14 protein-coding genes are annotated in these 13,749 nt (G+C 68.8%); 5 read left to right on the top strand and 9 right to left on the bottom strand.

Annotated elements, in window-relative coordinates:
* The first annotated feature begins 35 nt into the window (after nt 1–35).
* Together IE88_RS18615 and IE88_RS0102620 are read left to right on the top strand one after the other, a co-directional pair.
* Nucleotides 36–722, top strand: a complete 687-nt coding sequence (locus tag IE88_RS18615; protein ID WP_031549822.1) for a molecular chaperone DjiA — start codon at nt 36–38, stop codon at nt 720–722.
* Nucleotides 719–1,525 (top strand): PhzF family phenazine biosynthesis protein, encoded by an 807-nt coding sequence (locus tag IE88_RS0102620; protein WP_031549820.1) that lies wholly within the window; start codon nt 719–721, stop codon nt 1,523–1,525. Before IE88_RS18615 ends, IE88_RS0102620 begins: the two co-directional genes overlap by 4 nt.
* On the opposite strand, the gene IE88_RS0102615 is transcribed toward IE88_RS0102620, so the two are convergent.
* Nucleotides 1,494–2,519 carry a DMT family transporter gene (locus IE88_RS0102615; RefSeq protein WP_051881424.1) on the bottom strand — a complete coding sequence of 342 codons (1,026 nt, stop codon included), beginning with the start codon at nt 2,517–2,519 and terminating at the stop codon, nt 1,494–1,496. The two genes, IE88_RS0102620 and IE88_RS0102615, sit on opposite strands and share 32 nt — an antisense overlap.
* Nucleotides 2,520–2,559: 40 nt before the next feature.
* The gene (locus IE88_RS17055) at nt 2,560–3,543 is read right to left on the bottom strand and encodes an outer membrane protein (RefSeq protein WP_051881423.1); all 984 of its coding nucleotides are present in this window, start codon (nt 3,541–3,543) and stop codon (nt 2,560–2,562) included.
* Nucleotides 3,544–3,673: 130 nt separating this feature from the next.
* Here IE88_RS17055 and IE88_RS0102600 point away from each other — a divergent pair, with 130 nt between their 5' ends.
* The 3 genes from IE88_RS0102600 to IE88_RS0102590 all read left to right on the top strand — a co-directional run bounded on the left by IE88_RS0102600 (nt 3,674) and on the right by IE88_RS0102590 (nt 6,477).
* Nucleotides 3,674–4,966, top strand: coding sequence for an adenylosuccinate synthase (locus IE88_RS0102600; protein WP_031549814.1), 1,293 nt, complete (start codon nt 3,674–3,676; stop codon nt 4,964–4,966).
* A 93-nt stretch (nt 4,967–5,059) separates the two neighbouring features.
* A complete protein-coding gene (locus IE88_RS0102595) occupies nt 5,060–5,644 on the top strand; it encodes an outer membrane protein (RefSeq protein ID WP_031549812.1) in 585 nt (194 codons plus the stop codon).
* A gap of 158 nt (nt 5,645–5,802) precedes the next feature.
* Complete coding sequence (locus IE88_RS0102590; RefSeq protein WP_031549810.1) at nt 5,803–6,477, top strand: outer membrane protein; 675 nt, start codon at nt 5,803–5,805, stop codon at nt 6,475–6,477.
* Between the two features lie 2 nt (nt 6,478–6,479).
* Here the strand turns inward: IE88_RS0102590 and IE88_RS0102585 are convergent, their stop codons facing one another.
* The 7 genes from IE88_RS0102585 to IE88_RS0102555 form a co-directional block, all read right to left on the bottom strand.
* On the bottom strand, nt 6,480–7,685 hold the full coding sequence (locus IE88_RS0102585) for a patatin-like phospholipase family protein (protein WP_031549808.1): 1,206 nt from the start codon (nt 7,683–7,685) through the stop codon (nt 6,480–6,482).
* Between the two features lie 35 nt (nt 7,686–7,720).
* Nucleotides 7,721–8,356 carry a hypothetical protein gene (locus tag IE88_RS0102580; protein WP_031549806.1) on the bottom strand — a complete coding sequence of 212 codons (636 nt, stop codon included), beginning with the start codon at nt 8,354–8,356 and terminating at the stop codon, nt 7,721–7,723.
* A gap of 155 nt (nt 8,357–8,511) precedes the next feature.
* Nucleotides 8,512–8,985, bottom strand: coding sequence for a PEGA domain-containing protein (locus tag IE88_RS0102575; protein ID WP_202900414.1), 474 nt, complete (start codon nt 8,983–8,985; stop codon nt 8,512–8,514).
* An 86-nt stretch (nt 8,986–9,071) separates the two neighbouring features.
* Entirely contained in the window at nt 9,072–10,523 is a 1,452-nt protein-coding gene (locus IE88_RS0102570) for a protein adenylyltransferase SelO family protein (RefSeq protein ID WP_051881422.1), read from the bottom strand.
* Between the two features lie 12 nt (nt 10,524–10,535).
* A complete protein-coding gene (locus IE88_RS0102565) occupies nt 10,536–11,627 on the bottom strand; it encodes an acyltransferase family protein (protein ID WP_031549800.1) in 1,092 nt (363 codons plus the stop codon).
* A 73-nt stretch (nt 11,628–11,700) separates the two neighbouring features.
* Nucleotides 11,701–12,645 (bottom strand): glutaminase, encoded by a 945-nt coding sequence (locus IE88_RS0102560; protein WP_031549799.1) that lies wholly within the window; start codon nt 12,643–12,645, stop codon nt 11,701–11,703.
* Nucleotides 12,646–12,687: 42 nt separating this feature from the next.
* Nucleotides 12,688–13,662, bottom strand: a complete 975-nt coding sequence (locus IE88_RS0102555) for an NAD-dependent epimerase/dehydratase family protein (protein WP_031549797.1) — start codon at nt 13,660–13,662, stop codon at nt 12,688–12,690.
* Between the last annotated feature and the right edge of the window lie 87 nt (nt 13,663–13,749).

The following is a 13,749-nucleotide window of genomic DNA, read 5'->3' as shown; positions in this document are numbered from 1 at the left end:
GCGACTTCGCTGCCGGAGCAGGCTAACAGGCCCCCATGAATCTCTGGGACCGCATTCAGGCCATTCTCTCGGAGGCGCGCGAGCGCACGCTCGGCGCCGTGATGGAGGCGATGGAGGAGCGAAGGAAGCGGCGCGACGCCGCCGTGTTCTCGATCGCGCTCATCGCTCTTTCGGCCAAGATGGCCAAGGCCGACGGCATGGTGACGCAGGACGAGGTCGCAGCCTTCGGCAGCTTCTTCACCTTCCCGGCCGAAGAAGAATCGCGGGTGCGCATGCTCTTCACCCTGGCCCAGCAGGACGTGGCGGGCTTTGGCACATATGCCAAGCAGGTGGGGCGCCTCTTCTCGGACGATGCGCCGATCCTCGAGGACGTGCTCGACTGCCTCTTCTATGTCGCGCTCGCCGACGGGGTCGCCCATCCCGAAGAGATGCGGCTGCTCGAAGAGGCCGCCGAGGCGTTCGGCCTCAGCCCCGCGGCCTGGCGGCGGGTCAAGGCCGCCCATATCGGCCTTGACCGGGACGATCCTTACGCCGTGCTCGGCCTCGAGGCCGATGCGTCCCCCGACGCGGTCAAGAGCGCCTATCGCAAGCTCGCCCGCGACAACCATCCCGACGCGCTGGTCGCGCGCGGCGTGCCGCCCGACCTCTTGCGCATCGCCGAACACAGGATGGCGGCGATCAACGCCGCCTATGAACGGGCTGTGGCCGAGGTGCAGGCATGACAAGCAGAGACATGTTCCAGGTCGACGCTTTCGCCGAGCGCCTGTTCACCGGCAATCCGGCGGGGGTGATGGTGCTGGACGCTTTCCTGCCCGACGAAACCCTCCAAGCCATCGCGGCCGAGAACAATCTCGCGGAAACCGCCTTCGCCGTGCGCAAGGGCGAGGGGCATTACGACCTGCGCTGGTTCACGCCCGGCGCCGAGGTGCCGCTTTGCGGGCACGCGACCCTCGCCACGGCGCATGTTCTTTATACCGAGCTTGACGAGGCGGCGGCGTCCCTGCGCTTCGACACCCTCTCCGGCGCGCTCTCGGTGGCGCGGGAGGGGGAAGCCTATGTCCTCGACTTTCCGGCCGATCCGCCCGAACCGATCTCGGCGCCCGAGGGGCTGGCCGAGGCGCTGGGAGCGCCGCTCGAAGCCGTGCTCGCCGGGCAGTACCTCCTCGCCGTGCTGCCGGACGAGGCGGCGCTGCGCGCGCTCCGGCCGAATCTCCTCGCGCTCGGCGAGATCCGCAGCCCGCGCGAGGGCGTGGCGACCGACTGCGTCTGCGTCACCGCGCCGGGAGAGGACTTCGATTTCGTCTCGCGCTTCTTCGGGCCCACGGTGGGCATCACCGAGGATCCGGTGACGGGCTCGGCCCATTGCATGCTGACGCCTTACTGGGCGGAGAGGCTGGGCAAGACGGAGCTTTCCGCCTTCCAGGCGAGCGCCCGGGGCGGCAAGGTGAACTGCGTCCTCGATGGCGACAGGGTCCGCCTCACGGGCGGTGCCGTCACCTATCTGCGGGGGCGGATCGCCGTCTGAGAAGCCAGCGCGACAAAGCCCGCCCGCTCTGCGGCTCGGCGAGGACGAGGCCGACCATGATCGCGCCGAGGCCGAGCACGTGCCGCATCGCCAGCGCCTCGCCGAACAGCGCGACGCCGAGCAGGATCGCCGTCACCGGCGACAGATAGGCCGAGAGCGACAGGAAGCCCGCGCCGACCCGCTTGATCGTCAGGATGATGAAGATCGCGGTGAGGCCAGTGGGGAAGATGCCGAGATAGGCGATGGCCGCCCAGGAGGAGAGGCTGACGGATTGCCAGTCCGAAGCCAGCGCCAGGGGCGTGGCGAGAAGGGCGCCCGACAGGAGGAAGCCCGTGGCGAAGCTGCGGGCGGGCACTTCGGGCGCGCGCCGCATCAGGACGCTCGCCACGGCATAGCCGGTCACGGCGACGAGCAGGAGAAGCTGCGCCCGGACATCGGCGGAGAGGAGGTTCGAGAGCGCCTGCGGCCCGATCAGGATCAGGACTCCCGCCGTGCCGCCGACGAAGCCGAGGCTCTTTCGCGGCGTCAGCGGCTCGTCCGCGAAGGCGGCCGCCAGAAGCACGGTCGCAATCGGCATGAAGGCCATGTAGATGCCCGCGAGGAGCGAGCTGACCGTCTGCTGCGCCACCGGGATCAGCATGTGCGGCATCGCATAGCCGATGAGGCCGACGGCGAGCGCATAGCCCCAGGCCGGGCTGAGCCCTCCGCCGCTCCTCAGCGGCATCATCGTCCGGCCGGTGCGCAGCGTGTAGACGAGCATGAAGGCGAAGGCGATCCAGAGCCGCCCTGCGCTGACGATGGGGGCGGGCGCGGTCTCGACGGCGATCCTGATGGCGGCGAAGCTCGACCCGCCGATGATCGCCACGCCGAGCATCATCAGCCATTCCGTGCGCCCCGGACGCCGCGGCGCAGCCGGGGCGGCCGCCGTCACGGGCGGCGCCACGCGCGATGAGCGCCTGCCCGAAGGCGGCGTCTGGGTTCGGCCGTTCAGCATGGGCGGGCGCTAGGCCCTCCGCGCGGCCGCGGCAAGCCGCCTAGAAGCGCAGGCCCACGCCTGTCACCGCCTGGTGGCGGGTATAGTCCTCGTCATATTGCGAGTAGCGGTACTCGGCCTTGATGTAGAGGCCTCGGGTCAGGCTGACCTCGGCGCCGCCGCCCACGCGCCAGCCATCGTCGAAGAAGCGCGCTTCGGGCGCCTCGGTCGGTCCGTTGACGGTGGTCTCGGGATTGTCGGGGTCGGTCGCGTCCGTCACCGTCTCGGTCGTCGTGGTCTTCGCCGTGCGCACCGCATTGGTCAGCGCGGCGAGGGCGTAGACGCGGAAGCGGTCCGTGGTGAAGCCGCCGCGCACGCCGACCTCGATGTCGCGGTCCATGCCGCTTTCCATCTCGATCAGCGTTTCGGTGACGGTGCCGGCGCCGTTGTCGAAGCTGTCGCTCACCGTGCTCATCTCGCTCGCTTCGGAGAAGTCGACCGAGGCGAAGCCGCCGATGAACATGTTGCCGAAGCGGCGGTCATAGCCGCCGCTGATCCCGTAGAGGACGCCCTCGCTCTTGAGGTCCTCCGCCGGGGCGGGGTTGGCGATCTCGACCATGTCATAGCCGACGCGCGCCTCGATCCGGCCGCCCAGAACGCTGCCCGCCGTGCGCTGGCGGCGCAGGGGCGAGGTGTAATAGGGCGTTCCGGCGGGAACCTGCTGTCCGGCCATCACGCCGACCTGGCGGTCCTCGCTCTGCCGGGCGGCGCGGCTCTGCGGCGAGCGATAGGACTGCGCGGCCGCGATGCGGGTCGGGGCTTCCGGCGCCGCTTCTGGGGCGGGCAGCCGGGGCAGGTCGGCCAGCGGATCGTTCTGCGGCTCCGGGGTCACCTTGCCCTGCGGCATGGCGGGGCGATCGCTCGTGAAATAGGCGTCGCGATAGGCGCTCGGATCATAGGCGCCGCCATCATCGGCACTCTGCGCCAGCGCCGGGCTGAGACCCGCCGCTGCGGCCAGGACGAGTGTGCTGATCGACGCGCGCATGAGAACCTCGGGAAGTGACTGCTGCGCCCGGTCTCCCACATCTGACTTAATCCCGGCTTAAGCCTGGTTGTGAGCTTGCGCCTTTGCGCGCCGTGCCTATGGTCCGCGCGACATTCTTCCGGAGCGCGAAATGGCGAACGTGGCGGTGGTCGGCGCCCAGTGGGGCGACGAGGGCAAGGGCAAGATCGTGGACTGGCTGTCCGCGCGCGCGGATGTGGTCGTGCGCTTCCAGGGCGGGCACAATGCCGGGCATACGCTGGTCGTGGACGGGAAGGTCTACAAGCTCTCGCTGCTGCCCTCGGGCATCGTGCGCGGCGGCAAGGTCTCGGTGATCGGAAACGGCGTCGTCATCGACCCCTTCGCCTTCAAGGACGAGGTCGAGCGGCTGCGCGGGCAGGGCGTTCGGATCGACCCGGTCAGCCTCGCCATCGCCGAGAATGCCTGCCTGATCCTGCCCTTCCACGGGGAACTCGACCGCCTGCGCGAAGGCGCGGCGGGCGCGGGCAAGATCGGCACGACGGGCCGGGGCATCGGCCCCGCCTATGAGGACAAGGTCGGCCGCCGCGCGATCCGCGTCGCGGACCTCCGCTCGCCGGATGCGCTCGGCCCCAAGCTCGACCGCCTCCTGACCCACCACAACGCGCTGCGCGCGGGCTTCGGCGCGAAGGCGATCGACGCCGATGCGCTGGCCGAAGAGCTGCGCGGCATCGCCGGTGCGCTCCTGCCCTATGCTCAGCCGGTCTGGCGCCTGCTCGACGAGGCGCGCAAGGCCGGAAAGCGCATCCTCTACGAAGGCGCGCAAGGCGTTCTCCTCGACGTCGATCACGGCACCTATCCCTTCGTCACCTCGTCCAACACGGTGGCGGGGCAGGCTGCGGCGGGCGCGGGTGTCGGGCCTTCTTCGGTCGGCTACACGCTCGCCATCTGCAAGGCCTATACGACCCGCGTGGGCTCGGGGCCTTTTCCGACCGAGCTCGAGGACGAGACGGGGCAGCGCCTGGGCGAGCGCGGCCATGAATTCGGCACGGTGACGGGACGCAAGCGCCGCTGCGGCTGGTTCGACGCGGCGCTGGTGCGCCAGTCGCTCAAGATTTCGGGCGTGGACGGCATCGCCCTGACCAAGCTCGACGTCCTCGACGGCTTCGACACGCTCAAGGTCTGCACGGGCTATGAGCTGGACGGCGAACCGCTCGACCACCTGCCTTCGGGCGAGGAGATTCAGGCGCGGGTCCAGCCGGTCTACGAAGAGATGCCGGGCTGGTCGGGTTCGACCGCGGGCGCGCGCTCCTGGGCGGACCTTCCCGCCGAGGCGGTGAAATATGTGCGCCGCATCGAGGAGCTGATCGACTGCCCCGTCGCCCTCGTCTCCACCTCGCCAGAGCGGGAAGACGTGATCCTGATGCGCGACCCCTTCGCAGGCTGAGGCGCGTTAAGGCGCTGTTCATCCTGACCTTGCAGGCGGACGGTGTCGGCACACGCGTGCCGTGCATCTTCAACACCCTGTGGACTGTCTCAAATGAACAAGCCTCTTCTCGTCGCGGCATCGGCCGCGGCCCTTCTTCCCGGCGCGGCGCTCGCGCAGGATCGCGGCGAATCCTACCTTCAGGTCGGCCTCGGCGCCTATTTCGTGACCGAGGACGAAGCCACGCTCGACGGCTTCGGCACCGAAGCGATCGACTATGATACGGGCTTCGCCGCCAGCGCGCTGTTCGGCTACCGCCTCGCCCCGGTCTTCGCGATCGAGGCCGAGATCGCGGGCCGCAACACCGATTTCGAAGGCAATATCAGCGATGACGACCTGCGCACGACCGCCTTCATGGTGAACGGCGTGCTCAACGCCCCGACCCAGGGCCGGTTCCAGCCCTATGCGGGCTTCGGCGTCGGCTATCTCGACGCCAATCTCGACGACACGGACGGCGTCTTCGGCTACCAGGCCAAGGCCGGCGTCAATTTCCCCATCATGGAGAACACGCAGGCCCTCGGCCTCGAGGTGAACTATCTCGGCGCCGGCGATTTCGACGTCGATGACAGCCTCGAAGTCTCCTATGGCGGCGTCAGCGTCATGGCGACCTATCGCTTCAATTTCGGCTACGGCTACTAAGCCTGTCGGCGGCGCGGCGGCGACTGTGCGGATCTTGCGAAGTCTTGATCCGGGAGGACTTCGCCGTCGCGCCGCCTCTTCGAATGTCCTAAAGGGAAGTGTCCGGTCTCTCTTGTAATGAGGGCGGGCAGGGGACATCCTTTTCGGGACACATCGAGATGAGAACGATCATCGCCGCGGCGCTCGCCGCGAGCGCTTCCTGCATGCCTGCCGCCGCCCAGGATGGCGGCCGCTTCTACCTCGGCACCGGCCTCGGCGCGGCCTTCCCGGGGAATGGGGAATACGAACTCCAAGGCGTCGACCTCGACGGCCTTCCCTTGTCCGAGAGCGGCGCGCTCGAGCCGAATACGGGCGTCGCGGGGAGCCTCCTCCTCGGCTACAGGATCAGGCCGCGCTTCGCGCTCGAATTCGAATCGAGCGCGCGCCTGAGCGATACGAGCACGCTCGACGAGAACATCGTCATCGGAACGAGCCTCCTGTCGCTGAACGCCGTCCTGTACGGGAAACCCGGCGGCCGCTTCGTTCCCTATGGCGGCATCGGCATCGGCATCGCCGAGTTCCGCGCGGACGATCTCGAGGACGATGCGGGCATCGATCTCGCCGATCCCCTGGACCGCGCTCTCGGCTATCAGGTGAAGGGCGGGATCCTTCTGCCCTTCGCGCGCAGCCACGCGCTCGGTCTCGAGGCCGCCTATCATGGCAGCGGAACGTTCGAAGGCGACGATGTCGATGCGTTCGGCGATCCGTTCACGATGGAACAGGACTATGGGGCGTTCAACCTCAATCTGACCTACCGCTACCAATTCGGCGGTTTTGCGGGGCAGGCCGGCTGAGCCTACTCGTCGACGACGAGGTCCGCGGCGGCGACGCTGCGGGCCCGTTGCATGGCGCGGCCCTCGGATACGCCCAGAAACGCCTTCAGCCCGCTCGCGCGGCGCTTGCCGTCCCGATAGCCAAGGTCGATCAGTGCACCGATGAAGCCGGGCTCGAAGGTCAGATAGCTCGGCAGGACCCACGGCGCCTTGTAGGCACCGATCGCGGTGAGGAGCAGCTTGACGGTGGGCGGCAGGGCGCTGGCATGCTCGGCCGTTATGAGGCGGATGTCGCGCGAGGGATTGATCCGTTCGATCGCGACGGGCCGGAGCGGGGTCTGCGCGCGCCGCTCGGGCTGCATCACCTCCAATGTCCGGTTGATCCGTGCACAGCGCTCGATATCGGCGTCCATGTTGTCGTTGAAGACGATGTCCAGAAGCTGGCCGCCGATCAGGCCGACCGTCGGATAGGGGGTCGGCCCCTCCTCGATCGCGGCATGGCTGAGCACGTCCTGGCGGCTGTCGCGGGCGCCGATCAGGAAGAGATGGTCGCAGCCCAGATGTATGGCGGGCGACAGCGGGGCGACCTGGCGCAGGGCGCCGTCGCCATACCATTCGCCCTCGACCTCGACGGACGGAAAGACGATCGGCAGGGCGGCGGAGGCGAGGATGTGCTCGGCCTGCATCCTGACCCGCCGCCCCGTCCGCCGCGCCCTCTGCCAGTCATCGGTCGGCACCGAGCCTGCGAAGAAGGTGACGGCCTTGCCGCTCTCATAGGAGGAGGCGGTGATGGCGAGCGCGTCGAGCGGCGCGCCGTCCGCCATCGCCGCGACGCGGTCGAAATCGACATGGGAGGCGAGAAGCTCTGCCAGAGGCTGCGCGTCGAGAAGCGAAGGCGGAGCCTTGGCGCCGGCCCAGCCGAAGCCGAGCGAGCCGAGCCAGCCCGCAGCGCGGGTCGCGAGCGTCGACCAGCGCGTATCATAGACCGAATGGGAGCGCAGCGAGCGCCAGAGCCGCTCGAGCTTGGCGACGGCGCCGGGAAAATCGTCCGCGCCCTCTGCCAGCACGGCGGCATTGATCGCGCCGACGGACAGGCCCGTCACCACGCGGAAGGGATTGGTGCCGGGCGGCACGCGCTCGGCCAGCGCCTTGAGGACGCCGACCTGATAGGCGCCCCGCGCGCCGCCGCCGGAGAGGACCAGCGCGTTCTTCTGCGGCCTCTGGGTCATGCCCCGGGTCTAGCACGACCGGCAGGCGAAAACTCTTAACGGCCGCCGATCCTTTCGGGATAGGCCGTGAAGCCGCCGGACAGGCCCGTCTGCACGCTGCCGCCGGTCATCGCATCGGCAATGACAAGAGCCGCGCTCTCGGTCAGGCTCATCACCGCCTCGACCCGCAGGCGATCGGTTTCGCCAAGGCGCGACCAGGCAGAACGGCCGAAGCGGCGCTTCTGCATCTCGCTCAGCACGGTGAAGGGCCGGGTGGTCTCGGCCAGGACGCGGCCTTCGCCGTCGAGAAGGCGCGCCTCGACGGCGAAGCTCTTCATGCCCGAAAGCGGCGTGAAGCGCGTGGCGTCCGGCAGGATCACGTTAACGACCGCAACTTCGAGCTGTGCGCGCCGCCTGCCCGTATAGGCGGGGGACAGCTGCTCGCCGAGCCGCTCCGCCAGCGTCCGCTCCACCCAGGCGGCCGCCGAACCGTCCAGCGGCGCGCCGGCGCGGGTCAGGCCGGCTTCTCTGAAGGCCAGGTCGTAGGTGCCCGGCAGCTCCTCCGCATCCGTGACGCGCACGCGGACCGCAGGCGGCGCATAGGCGCTGGTGAAGGCCGCATCGACCGGGCTGTCCGCCGTGGTGACGCAGGCGGAAAGAAGAACAAGCAGGGCAAGGCGCAAGAGCCGCAAGTCCGATCTCCCGGCGCCCTTGTCGCGGCACCCTTCTTGAACGCCGCGCCGCTCCGGGCGAGCCTTTAGAGGCAGAGCCCGCCATTCCCGGCGCGGAAGGGGAGGGAAGGCGGCCGCGTCCCGCGAAGCGGCCGCCGGGTCGAGAGCGTCGGCGGTCAGCTGCCGAGCTCGGCCTCCTCGTCGGCCTTCGGCACGGGTGCGTCCTGCACGTCATTTTCGGCCTGCGGCGCGACGGCCAGCGGCACGAGGGTCAGCACGAGCGGGTTCGGCTTGAACTCGTTCATCGCCCCGGATGCCACATCGACGCCTGCGCCGATCACGCCGCCGACCAGGACATTGCCGGCCATGCCCGCCGCCCCGCCGCCGGCGACCTGCGTGATCACCTTGGTCTGGATCGTCTCGTAGCCTTCCTTCTCGACCGTCACCTCGAAGCCGCGCTTGCGCGGCATCTCGACGGTGCAGGGCGTGGTGCAGGTCATGGCGCCGCTCATCTTGTCATTGCTGAGAGAGACGAGCGCTCCGCTGGGCGTGGACTCGATGACCATGACCTCCTTGGTGCCGCGCGTGACCGTCGCGCAGGCGCACATGGGTAAGAGTGCCGCGAGAACGGCGAGATGCTGGACCTTCACTGGGATGCCCCCCGACTGTGTTACGAGACGGTAGGCTAGGCCGGTGCCGGGGCCAGGGAAAGCAAATTATCACGTTCCCGTGTGATTCAGCGAGGCGCCATTGGGACATGTCCCTCCGGCGCCGATAGCGGCCGCAGATCATAGGCCGCGCCCGCCTCGCGCAGTCCGGCGATCTTCTCTTCGAAGGCGGACCAGTCATCGGCTTCGTCGATCCTGTCCCAGACCCGCTCGACCTCCTCGATGACCAGCGTCTCGGGCTCGGGCCGGGCGAAATAGGGGGCGTCCAAGCGCTCTGGCCGCTCCGGCTTCATGGCGTCGAGCCGTTCGGCCAGCGGCGCGAAGGCGGCGGCCGCGTAGAGCGCGGCGGACGGGCTTGCGGCGCGGCGCGCCGTGCCCGCCTTCCCGCAGAAGAGATCGAACATCGTCTGCTCGAAGGGCGCGCCGCTCATCTGCATCCAGCGCAGAAGGTCCTGCACGAAGGCGCCGTCCTCTTCCCCGCCGCCGCGGGTCAGGCCGAGGCGGGCGAAGAAGGCGTCGGCGACGGCCTCCTGATAGGCGGCGGGGAACGCGCCGAGCGCTTCGTTCAGCGCGTCCTCGCCGGAAAGCGGCAGGAGCGCGCCGCCGAGCTGGCCGAGATTCCAAAGGACCGCCTCGGCCTGGCGGCCATAGGCATAAAGGCCCGCATGGTCGAAATAGGCGGCGGTGAAGCCCGGATCGACCTTTGGCAGGAAGCGCCACGGGCCGTAATCGAAGCTCTCTCCCGTCACGTTCATGTTGTCCGTGTTCAGAACGCCGTGCACGAAGCCCGCCGCCATCCAGGACGCGGCGAGGCGGGCCGACCGCACCGCCACCGCGCGCAGGAAGGCCGGCGGCTTCTCCTCGCGCGGCAGCTCCGCGAGCTGCGGGAAATGCAGCGCGCAGGCATGGTCCAGCAGCGTCTCGATGCCTTCGACGTTCAGGAGGAAGGCGAGCCTCTGGAACGCGCCGAAGCGGATATGGCTGTGCGACAGGCGGACGAGCACGGCGGACCGCGTCGGGCTCGGCTCGTCGCCGCGCAGAAGCGCCTCGCCCGTCTCGATCAGGCTGAAGCTCTTGGAGGTGTAGACGCCGAGCGCCTCGAGCCCTTCGGTCGCCAGCACCTCCCGCACGCCGCCCTTGAGGGTCAGCCGCCCGTCCCCGCCGCGCGAGAAGGGCGTTGTGCCCGACCCCTTCGTGCCGAGATCGAGAAGTCGGCCGTCGCGCCCATCGCGCAGCTGCGCGAAGAGGAAGCCGCGGCCGTCTCCGATATCGGGATTGTAAACGCGGAACTGGTGGCCGTGATAGGCGAGGGCCAGGGGCTCGGCCAGATTGTCCGGCAAAGGGGCGAAGCGCCCGAAATGCTCCGTCCAGGCTTCGCCATCGAGCGCCGCGAGGCCCACCCGCCCGGCCCAGCGGTCATTGCGGAAGCGCAGGACATGCTTCGGGAACCGCGCGGGCTGCACCGCTACGGAAAAGTCCTCGCCGAGGCTCGCCGCGGGAGGGGGAGGGGAATCGGTCATCACCGCCTCGACTTAGGAGCGCCCGGCCGCCGGTCGAGCCGTCGCCGATATGCGTTCGCGGCGCCGCGCCCTGTACCAGCGCTGAAGCGGCTGCTCGACGAGGAGGTGGACGATGGCCGACGCGGCGGTGACGGCGACCAGCATCACCAGCAGGGCCGCCTCCTGAAGGAGCCCCCCCTGCGCCAGCACGCTGCCGAAGACCCGCAACAGCACCGAGAAGGCCAGGAGGTGGATCAGGTAGAGGACATAGGAGGCATCGCCGAGCAGGGTGAAGACGCGCGGCAGGCGCCCGCCGAGGCCCAGAATGCCGTAGAGGATCGCGGCGGCCGGAATCCCGGCGCCGAACTCGCGCGAGGAAAGCGGCCCGTATCCCTCGCCGCCGGTCCACAAGAAAGCCGAGAAGCCCACCACCCCGGCGAGAAGCACGGGAAGCGCGGCGGGCATCCGGCCCTGCGCGAAGGCGAGCGCGAGGAGCGCGCCGTAGAGGAATTCGGCATTGCCGGTATAGAGGGTGAGGGCGGTCCAGGGCCCCTCGAAACCGGCCGCCTTGACCGCCTGCGAGAGAAGCACCCAGGCGAGCATGGCCGTCAGGAACCCTTTGACGCCAAAGCGGAAGAAGGTCAGCGCGAAGACGAGGTAGAACAGGACTTCGATCGTCAGTGTCCATGCAATCGTGATGACTTCGCGAGGATAGGGAAAGAGCGCCGCGCTGTTCAGGACGGTGAGCGGGTCGGTCGCATAGCCGGCCTCGACCCCGAACCGGGCCCCGACGACCGCGAGAAGGAGATAGGCGGCGAGGATCGCCCAGTAGATCGGATAGATGCGGAAGGCCCGGGCCTCGAGAAACGCGTTCCTCGTCATCTCCGGCCGCTTCAGCGTCGTGTGCAGGATGATGAATCCGGAGATGACGAAGAACAGGTCCACCCCCGCCTCCCCATGCCGGAAGAGGCCGAGCAGGCCGTCATAGCCGTAATCGTTCACCATCGACCCGTTCAGGTGGAAGGCGGCGACGAGGATCGCGGCGAGCGCGCGCAGGAGCTGGATTCCCTCGATCTTCTTCGGGGCGGCCGCCTTGCTGGGCCTGCCGGGGGTCTCGATCGTCACGCATTCGGTCCTTTTCGCATCGTCCCGGCAGGAGGGCGGGCCGGCCCGCAGGCCGGGTGAAGCCCGCGCCCCGTCAGAACAGGTTCACGCCCGTGCGCTCCGAAAACCATTCGAGCGCCAGGGTTCCCGCAAGAGAATTGCCGGCGGCATTGAGGCCCGGCGACCACACCGTCACGCAGCCGACTTCCGGGATCACGGCGAGGATGCCGCCGCCCACGCCCGACTTGCCGGCGAGGCCGACGCGGAAGGCGAAATCGCCGGACATGTCGTAATGGCCGCACAGCATCATGGTCGCGTTGACCCGATCGACCCGCTCGTGATCGCTGATGGCCTCTCCGGTGCGCGGATCGTTTCCGCCGCCCGCCAGGAACAGGCCGGCCCGCGACAGCTCCGCCGCGCTCATCGCGATGGCGCATTGGCTGAAATAGGTGTCCAGCACGTCCGGCACGGCGTTCTTCACGACGCCGAAGCTCTTCATGAAATAGCCGAGCGCCCGGTTTCTGTCGCCGTAGTCGCGTTCCGAGGCGGCGACGCGCTCGTCGATCGCCGGCGCGTCGGACCCTGCGCAGCGGCGCACGAAGGAGAGAATGGTCTGCGCGGGGCTGGCGCTGCCGCAATGGCCGACGACCGAATCCGTCACCGCGATCGCCCCGGCATTGATGAAGGGATTGCGCGGGCGCCCCTTCTCGCGCTCGAGCTGCACGATGGAATTGAAGGGCGTGCCCGACGGCTCCCTGCCGACACGCGACCACAGGCCTTCGCCCTCGAGCTGGAGGGCGAGGACGAGCGTGAAGACCTTGGAGATCGACTGGATCGAGAAGGGGCGGTCGCTCTGTCCGACCGCATAGGTCTCGCCGCGCAGGCTGGTGAAGGCCATTGCGAAGGCGCGGGGGTCCTGCTCGGCGAGGGCGGGAATGTAATCGGCGACGCGGCCCTGGCCCAGATGCGGCTCCACGTCCTGCGCGATGCCGGACAGGATGCCTTGCCAGTCGAGATGGGAGAAACGATCGATCCGCATGGCGGAGCGCTAGCCGGAGCGGCGCGCCCTGGCCACCCCGCGTCAGCCGTGGCGCTGCCCGGCATGGTCAAGGAACCAGCGGGCGAACCGCTCCAGGCCTTCGTCGAGGCTCGTCTTCGGATCGTAGCCGAGCTCCTTGCGGGCCCGCGAGATGTCCGCCCAGGTCCGCTCCACATCGCCCGCCTGCATCGGCTCGAGGCGCTTCTCGGCTTCCCGTCCCAGATGCCGTTCGAGCAGGCCGACCATCTCCATCAGTTCCTGCGGCGAATCATTGCCCAGATTGTAGACCCGGTGCGGCGGCGTGCCCGAGGGCGGCCTGTCCAGCGCGGCGACGACGCCCGCCACGATGTCGTCGATATAGGTGAAGTCGCGGCCCATCTGGCCTTGGTTGAACAGGCGGATCGGCTCTCCCTTCAGGATCTTCTCGCTGAAGATCCAGTAGGCCATGTCCGGCCTTCCCTGCGGTCCGTACACGGTAAAGAAGCGCAGGCCGGTCATCGGCAGGCCGTAGAGGCGGGCATAGCTGTTCGAGAGCAGCTCGTCGGACTTCTTGGTCGCGCCATAGAAGGAGACGGGGTCGTCGGTGACATCGTCCTCGGAGAACGGGACCTTGGTATTCCCGCCATAGACGGAAGAAGAGGATGCGTAGACGGTGTGCGCGATGTCGTGGTCGCGCGCGAATTCGAGGATGCGGGCATGGCCGCTCAGATTGGCGCGGACATAGGCGGACGGGTTCTCGATCGAATAGCGCACGCCCGCCTGCGCCGCGAGGTGCACGATCCGGTCGATCCCGGCCGCGCCCGCGGCGGCTTCGAGGGCACCGTCCTCCGCGATGTCGAGCTTGCGGAACGAGAAGCCAGGCTGTCCCTCAAGGGCGGCGAGGCGCGCTTCTTTGAGCGCCGGGTCGTAATAGGCGTTGAGATTGTCGACGCCCAGGACCTCGTTCCCCCGCGCCAGCAGGGCGGAGCTGACGTAGGAGCCGATAAAGCCCGCTGTGCCGGTCACAAGAACGCGCATCGCTCTCCTTCCTCCGCCGAAATGGTGTGCTTCGCCTCGGTTTGAACGGGGGCTCGGTGACAGTCAAACGGGAGTAGCCGCCGGGAG

The organism is Parvularcula oceani, assembly GCF_000733125.1.
GTDB lineage: Bacteria > Pseudomonadota > Alphaproteobacteria > Caulobacterales > Parvularculaceae > Parvularcula > Parvularcula oceani.
This window is presented reverse-complemented; position numbering and strand designations above follow the sequence as displayed.